This is a genomic window from Shewanella sairae (genome assembly GCF_023283535.1).
Lineage (GTDB): Bacteria > Pseudomonadota > Gammaproteobacteria > Enterobacterales > Shewanellaceae > Shewanella > Shewanella sairae.
Genome location: NZ_JAKILT010000096.1, coordinates 1 through 7,572 on the forward strand (window position 1 = coordinate 1; position 7,572 = coordinate 7,572).

General features: G+C 41.9%; 8 protein-coding genes and 1 pseudogene. 3 read left to right on the top strand and 6 right to left on the bottom strand.

Annotated elements, in window-relative coordinates; all coding sequences use genetic code 11:
* The first annotated feature begins 115 nt into the window (after positions 1–115).
* A complete protein-coding gene (locus tag L2748_RS22350; RefSeq protein WP_220783188.1) occupies positions 116–334 on the top strand; it encodes a hypothetical protein in 219 nt (72 codons plus the stop codon).
* Positions 335–1,230: 896 nt separating this feature from the next.
* On the opposite strand, the gene L2748_RS22355 is transcribed toward L2748_RS22350, so the two are convergent.
* From L2748_RS22355 to L2748_RS22380, 6 genes and pseudogenes are all read right to left on the bottom strand, one after another.
* Entirely contained in the window at positions 1,231–1,602 is a 372-nt protein-coding gene (locus L2748_RS22355) for a VOC family protein (RefSeq protein WP_246616276.1), read from the bottom strand.
* A gap of 63 nt (positions 1,603–1,665) precedes the next feature.
* Positions 1,666–2,331, bottom strand: coding sequence for a DNA alkylation repair protein (locus L2748_RS22360; protein WP_220783189.1), 666 nt, complete (start codon positions 2,329–2,331; stop codon positions 1,666–1,668).
* 65 nt (positions 2,332–2,396) lie between these two features.
* Positions 2,397–2,762: an SH3 domain-containing protein gene (locus tag L2748_RS22365; RefSeq protein WP_220783190.1), complete on the bottom strand. Its 366-nt coding sequence runs from the start codon at positions 2,760–2,762 to the stop codon at positions 2,397–2,399.
* Between the two features lie 27 nt (positions 2,763–2,789).
* On the bottom strand, positions 2,790–3,068 hold the full coding sequence (locus L2748_RS22370; RefSeq protein WP_220783191.1) for a recombinase family protein: 279 nt from the start codon (positions 3,066–3,068) through the stop codon (positions 2,790–2,792).
* Entirely contained in the window at positions 3,043–3,279 is a 237-nt protein-coding gene (locus L2748_RS24575; protein WP_220783196.1) for a recombinase family protein, read from the bottom strand. Before L2748_RS24575 ends, L2748_RS22370 begins: the two co-directional genes overlap by 26 nt.
* Before the next feature lie 7 nt (positions 3,280–3,286).
* Positions 3,287–6,316: pseudogene (locus L2748_RS22380) on the bottom strand (Tn3 family transposase).
* A 154-nt stretch (positions 6,317–6,470) separates the two neighbouring features.
* Here L2748_RS22380 and L2748_RS22385 point away from each other — a divergent pair.
* Together L2748_RS22385 and L2748_RS22390 are read left to right on the top strand one after the other, a co-directional pair.
* Positions 6,471–7,085 carry a recombinase family protein gene (locus L2748_RS22385; protein WP_220783192.1) on the top strand — a complete coding sequence of 205 codons (615 nt, stop codon included), beginning with the start codon at positions 6,471–6,473 and terminating at the stop codon, positions 7,083–7,085.
* A gap of 148 nt (positions 7,086–7,233) precedes the next feature.
* Complete coding sequence (locus L2748_RS22390; RefSeq protein WP_220783193.1) at positions 7,234–7,386, top strand: hypothetical protein; 153 nt, start codon at positions 7,234–7,236, stop codon at positions 7,384–7,386.
* Positions 7,387–7,572 lie beyond the last annotated feature (186 nt).

Here is a 7,572-nt window from a genome sequence, read left to right on the forward strand (position 1 = left end):
ATTTAATGATTTAATGATTTAATGATTTAATGATTTAATGATTTAATGATTTAATGATTTAATGATTTAATGATTTAATGATTTAATGATTTAATGATTCTCAAGGGAAATACAAATGAATACTAAAGTAAAGATATCACCACCTAATTCTAAAGCAATTTCACCAACAGAAATGCCAGCATCAGCAAGAACATCTAGCTCAGTAGAAACCAAAAACATTCAATTCAAAGTTTCTCCACAAAGACATAACGAAATAAAGAGTTATGCGGCAGAAAGAGGGCTAAGCATAAAAGATTTATTTTTAAAACTTTTCGATGAGAATAGAATGATTTAATGATTTAATGATTTAATGATTTAATGATTTAATGATTTAATGATTTAATGATTTAATGATTTAATGATTTTAACAGGGGTTACGTGGGGTAACCCCTGTTAAATGCGACAATAAAATTAATAGAGGCAATCATATGTCACAGACACATTATATAGAAATAGAAAAAGCACGTCTAATAGACTTACCCAAAATGCCAGCAGGTGAGCTATTCCAATGGTTAGCAACAAAGCCAGCATGGATCCAGGCTAGGGTAGTGAAACAATTACAGCTTAATTATTTACATAGGTTAAGCAATGTTCACTAGGACCAAGTATTCACTGTGTAACTTCTGCCCACACAATTGAATCAAAACACAGGGACGAAAATTTTCGTCCCTTTCCATTACCAAAAGCCGGTCACAATGTCACGAGCACTTAAACAACACAAAAGAATGGTGTAACCATTTTAATCAGCGAAATATTCGCCGGTCTCCTTATCTACTCGTTCATCACCTGCTGGTCAATAACCGTCATCGTTTGAGAACACTTCGGTATTATCCTCACTATCATCGGTAGTTTCAGGAGCTTCAGGAGTAATCAATACTTTGTCGTTGAGCATTAATTCACGTAAGCGCATATCGAGTTCTTGTGCAATATCAGGATTTTCGATTAAGGGGGTCTACGCCGGAACCGCCGAAATTTCCGCTGCCACAGTTTTATCTTGTTGGAGTAGGTAGGGAATTAGTAAATTATCCTACGCTAAGGATTTAAAGTTGATTTTAAACTGGAATAGACTTAATTTCATTTCATGTGCAGGAGGGGAAAAGAAGTATTTGGTAATGAAAATTATTAATTTAGCAACCAAACCCAAAATTCATTTTAATTTGGCTGCTAAGTTATTACAAAGCTGTAAACGACCTAACCTATTGATACTGCCTCAATTTTATTACCATCAAGATCTCGCACAAACGCTGCGTAATAGTTTGCTCCGTACTCAGGCCGCAAACCTGGTTTACCTTCACATGAACCACCCAATTCCAATGCTGTTACATAGAATAAATCTACTGCGTCCTTATTTGGTGCATTAAATGCTATATGCGTTCCATTTCCTTGAGTAGGCTTATCTTTGCAAGGACAGCCTATCCAAAACTCTAAATTTTCACCATAAGCAGCGGCAACATTATCAATATAATGTGACCGTTTGATTGACAACGTCAATAAAACTAAATCATAGAACTTTATGGCTAAACTAACATTAGCGACACCTAGTGATACATGATTTATAATCATCCCAACTCCTCGTTACATCTTGATTACTATTTACACCCAGTAAAGTGCCATAGAGATAAATGTTTACGATATGTATTTACTCCCCTCTCTAATACTTAGAGGGGATAGTCCATACTTATATTCAACAATAAAGTTACGCACCCAATTAGGTTCCGTCTTACTATAGCTTCGAAGACTCCACCCAATGGCTTTGTTTATAAAAAATTCCTTTTGATTTAGGTTGTTAACTAGTATTGAATGAAGAAGATTGGTATTAGTTTTTTCTTTACGAAGTAATTGATGGTTAATTGCTATTCTCCTAAGCCAAAAATTTTCATCCATGCTCCATTCCAACATTAAATCATCTATTTCTAAATACATTAACCCCATATCACCTATCAATTGGTCTAAGGTGTCTATCGTATCCCACCATGATTTAGATAATGCTAAAACTTGAAGTTTGGGAATATCGTGCAAATTTAAGTAACATTTTTTCTTAACCAAATAGTCAAGTGCTATATATTGATACTCTCTTTCTGCATGATCCCAGCACTTATCGATAAAACACCAATCAATGGTCTTTATGTGGCGAACATCAGAAAAAAATTGTTTACAGATCTTACGACGATTTGGTGTTGGAATACCGAGGAACGGAAAATGTCCCTTCATATAAGCACTCATTTTACGAGACTTATCTAGATCACTAGCATTTTGTATTTCTTTAAATAGTTCTCTTGTATCGATAAGCATTAATCTGTCATCGTTCAAATTTAGTTACAACTAAGAGTCATATAGTGGCATTTAATACCGTTGAATTAAATTGTTTTGAGAATGTTCTGAGGCACCCAACCAATTTCATTATCTGAGAGTCGTTGACACCATACCCAGCCATTCAAAAATGTTATCGCTTGAAATTGGTCACCTTCATTTACATTCAGTTCTTTCGCTGAGTAATCTTCTTTTGCTACTCCATAGGTAGACTGTTCTGACCTATCGATTAGCTGTTCCGGTACCCAGCCACCAGAATGTTCAGGGATGGTACAGAAATACCAATTATTCCATCCCTCATCACCTTCATATTTATCACCAATGAGTAATTTACTTCCTTTGATAAAAGATATGGGATTTGGATATTCACTTCGATGTTGCTCTACTGCTATATATTTTTGTTTGGGGATCATAATTAGCGCCTTAATCAGCATTAGTTATTAGCTCTCATTTCGTGAAAGTGTCCTATAAACAGTAGGTCGTGAAACCGAGAACAATTCCGCAAAATCACTAATCGAATATTGCCCTGTGTTACGCATCCGACACAACTCTTTTTGTTGTTTATTGGATAACTTAGGTTGTTTTCCTTTCAGTTTCCCGTTTGCTCTTGCAATCGCCATTCCTTCCCGGGTGCGTAAACGTATCAGATCACCTTCAAACTCAGCAAAAGTTGCTAATACGTTGAAAAACATTTTACCCATAGGATCTTGATGGGTCATAAATTGTATTACCCAAAGCTAGTTTTACACCGCGTTCTAGTAAAGAGTCTGCAATAGCTCGCGCATCTGGAACTGAGCGAGCAAGACGATCCAATTTAGGGACAACTAAAATATCTCCTTGGCGAACAGCTGCTAATGCCTGATCAAGTCCTGGTCGTTGTCGGTTTGTGCCAGTTAGTCCTTTATGGGGTTCTACGCCGGAACCCCAGATTTTTCCGTTACCCCAATTTCAACTCGGCGACTAGCACATCTAGATCAATAATTTCATCGCTGCTCTGAAAGGTATAATGTCCGTTCAGCAAAATGTGTTGCCAGGCAACTGGCGATACCCGGCCCAAAGTCTCAATGCCTTTGGCATTACCTTCCGCTTCCAGTCTTCCCAACAATCTCGACAGGATCGCTGAGTTGTAATACACGATCGCGTTAGAAATCAGTCGTCCGCACTGGTTACTGATTTCTGTTTCAATGTCATTTTTCCCGGTTAACTCCTTCTTCCCACCGACTTTGGCCACTGCCGCACGCAGCTGGTGATAGGATTCAATCCGGTTCTGTGAACGCCGGATGTTGCGTTCCAATTGCGGATCGCGCAGATACTTCAACGTATAGATGCTGCGTACCAGCCGGTCATATTCAAATAGAGCCTGCCGGGTCGGGTTGCTCGAGGTGTACGTGCACAACTTACGAACCAGCGTCCCCTGGGTCATTTCTTTCAGTCCTAGTGTGGCAACGATTCGGTCGAGATTGTTTTTCTCGCGGATAATTAGGTCACGATCGATCTGACCGACGGGCTGAATTAGACATTTATTATAGGCAGACAGATCCCTGATGCAGTACAAATCCTTCAACTGCTTGTTCAAGTCCGTGAAATGAGGTTCAAAGCGTAAGCCAAACCAATGCAGGATAGCAAAGTTGACTTTGTTGATGCTGTGCATGTCGCCGGTGATAGCTGTAGGTTTTACTTCTGAGGTGTTGCGGTACCAGATATCAAAGACATGGTGAGCTTCATAGTCATTTGTAGCAATCAGATAGCCATTAATTGGGATGTGGTTACACAGCAGTGTGTAGGCTACCATGCCTTTACCGCGGCCGAAGTATTTACGCGAATATCGGGCTTTAACTGTCGACCGTTCAACACCAAATTTCTGCCCGTCAACGGCACCATAAAGCGTTTCCGGATCAAACGAATAGTGCGGGAAAATCGACAGTAACGCTATGGCATCGGTGATGCTGTCATTGGCCGAGCCTAGTGAGGCCTGGCGGAGGTACTGCTCGTATGTGGTTTCCAGTACATGGAAAGGTATGTCGCTGGTTCGTGCCATCACATGATTGCCGTGATTCATAGCCTGCGCAACGATGACAGCCATTAGGCTGTCTACATCGGCATTCTTTTTTGCATAGCGGGGTTGCAGTGGCTTCATTGCATGAAGAAACCTGCACTCTCTGTTAACAAACCTGAAGACGTCTGTCACATCACAAAATGGAAGTTGCTCATAAAATCGCGTTTCCTGCGTCTTCTGACGGTTTTCCACGGATTTATGCCAGGTCAGTTTCTGTGTTTCTTTATTGTATTCCAGATGTTTCAGTTTCCCCTGTTTCAATTCGCGGTTGAAGGCTTGCCATTGCTGGTGCAGTTCGGATTCAAGTTCCTTTAGCTGCGATTCAACCGGCTTTTGCAAAAATGGGATATTCATTTTAGCCAGGAGCGCGGTCTGCTCCCCTTCTGGTACCAGTTCATCAGAAAGATGGCGGTGTTGGAGACTGTCATTGAGGTGGAACTCTCCTGCTTGAAAACGCTTTCTTATCTGCCGATAGAGCCAGAATTCATAGCGCCCAGCGTTCAAACCTGTAGGCTCCCCATCTTCACCGAACTCCAGAAGATATGGGCGCAGCCGTTCAGGTAATGTACCTGACGGACATTCAGCCAGAGGCCGCTGCGAAAGCGTTTGCTTTTTGCTGAACACCATCCTGACCCAATTCAGCGCTTCAGCCCATGGGCTGTCTTCAACCACGCTGGTAAGATCGAGAGAAAGAAATAATGGTCGCAGGTGACGTCGGATTAATGCTGTGATACCGTCCACGGCCTGCCATTGTAGCGCTAGTTTACTGACGGTTTTTACACTCATGCGCTGTGCGGTAGTTTTCAACGCTTCCCGTGGCATGATTTTCCAAGCCCGTTGACGGACTTCGCCAAATGTGGCCTGGTCCGGAACTCTGTCGTCAACATAAAGCGACAGCAGTCGCCCGATTTTAGTGGTTTCACGCCGGTGTTTTTCCTGAACGTCAGCTAGAAGTTCTTTAGCTATGCTGCGGCTTTGATCCTCTAGCTGTTTCATATGGAAAAACATCGCATCCACCAGATTATCACTGAACTGGCGGTAACGAATCCATGCATAGCACAGTAGGTAGAGGCGGGTCTGTTCGGGCTTTAGTTTACGAAGATCATAAACGGTATAGAAATTTACCAAGCTGGCGTAGTAAAGTAAATTCTGCTGAGAAATGTTCAATGCAGGCAGGATGTCGCAGGCTTTACTGTGCAATGGCGCTAATATGGATCGTTTTTCCCGTTCATGGGCCATTTGGCGCCAACCGAAATCACGTGCATCCTGCCTGAGGATTGCCAACTGGGAAAGTGTATCATCGCGCTCAATCAGCATATTTAGGCCATCAATGGTGGCATCATCAAGCCGTTCCATCAGGATACGTCCCAGTCGAAGTCTTTCATCAGAAAGAGCGCTGCTTACCAACTCCAGGAGCGTGGTGTAACCCGGGCGGATGATTTTTTACTCGTTGAGCCAGATGATCAACTCGGTAGCAACAAAACCAGGAGTGACATCGCGGTGCACAATATGGGCGGCCTGCAGCTCAACCTGAGAACGCAGTGCCGATGACCAAGGACGGTAAGCATATAACGAACAGATTTTTTTTCGCTGAGCATATATTTCATGCTTAGAAGGCAACTTGTCCGGAAGTGACTGACCAGAGAAATAACGACTCAACGCAAAGTTACAATCATCCAGAACGTCGTCCCATTTAAACTGGAAAAACATATGCTTAGCTTTGAAGTAAGCAATCTGCAGAATGCAGCAAAGTTGAGCATGCAGCCCCATACGGCTATTAACCAACGTAAGTTCTAGTTCATCTAAAGCAAGAAACACTAATTGCTGTGCATCATCAAAGTCCGGAAGACCATATAGTGCTTCTTGTTCTGCGTTAGAAAGAATGTTTAGGAGTTTATTCTTACGGGTCATCCCAACCCCTTATCAATAGGTGAGTGTCACATTATCTTAAATGCACCCCTTTACGGGTCATAGTTTATGAAACGGATAATGTGACAAGTATTGACAGTTTTATGAACGAAAAACACAATGTCACATAATCGAACGTTTATGTGACACGAAAGAAATGTTAATTGGTTATATGCGAGTATCAAAAACAGATGGTTCTCAGGTTAATGATCTACAACGAGATGCGCTAATCGGTGCAGGCGTAGATATGACTCATATTTATGAGGATCGTGCTTCAGGAAAGCAAGAAGACCGACCAGGACTAATGGCCTGTTTGAAAGCCCTTCGAGCAGGTGACACTCTGATTGTATGGAAGCTAGATCGGCTCAGTCGAGATCTGCGTCACCTCATTAATACGGTACATGACCTAACTGGACGCGAGATAGGCTTGAAGGTATTAACTGGCCATGGCGCAACGATTGATACCACTACAGCTGCTGGTAAACTTGTTTTTGGAATTTTTGCGACCTTGGCTGAATTTGAACGAGAACTGATAGCAGAACGAACATTTGCGGGATTAGCCTCAGCTAGAGCCCGTGGAAGGTGTGGGGGCCGGCCTTATAAAATGACACCGGTGAAATTGCGATTGGCAATGGCATCAATGGGCTGGACAGAAACAACAGTAGGCACTTTATGCAAAGAGTTAGGGATTAGTCGACAGACGCTGTACCGCCATGTTTCCCCTGATGGGCAGTTACGAAATGACGGAATAAAGTTACTCAATCGAGAATAAATTTTTTAAACGGAAAAATCTGGGGTTCCGGCGTAGAACCCCTAAAAGAGCTTTTAAGCGAATATGTAAGGCAATTGATAAAATAATAAGTCGGTAATGACGATCTATCCATCGTCATTACCGAGTAACATCATTCATGAGGTAAACCATGTCACAGCAAGAGTATATCGCAATCGAAAAAGGGCGTCTAATCGACTTACCAAAAATGCCAGCGGGTGAGCTATTCCAATGGCTAGCAACTAAACCTACTTGGATCCAGGCTAGGGTAGTTAAACAATTACAGCTTAATAATTCACATTAGTTAAGTAATGTACGCCAGCCGCCTATTCTTAACTTTAGGAAAAGTCGGGCGCTCCAGGTAAGTAACGTCACAATCCAAAAATAGGGACGGTTCGTAACCGTCCCTATGTTCGCTAGCCTCTTACTTCGTAAGCAAGATTAACGTTAAGAAACATCGTACCGTTACGGTACTCCACTTTACACAAAT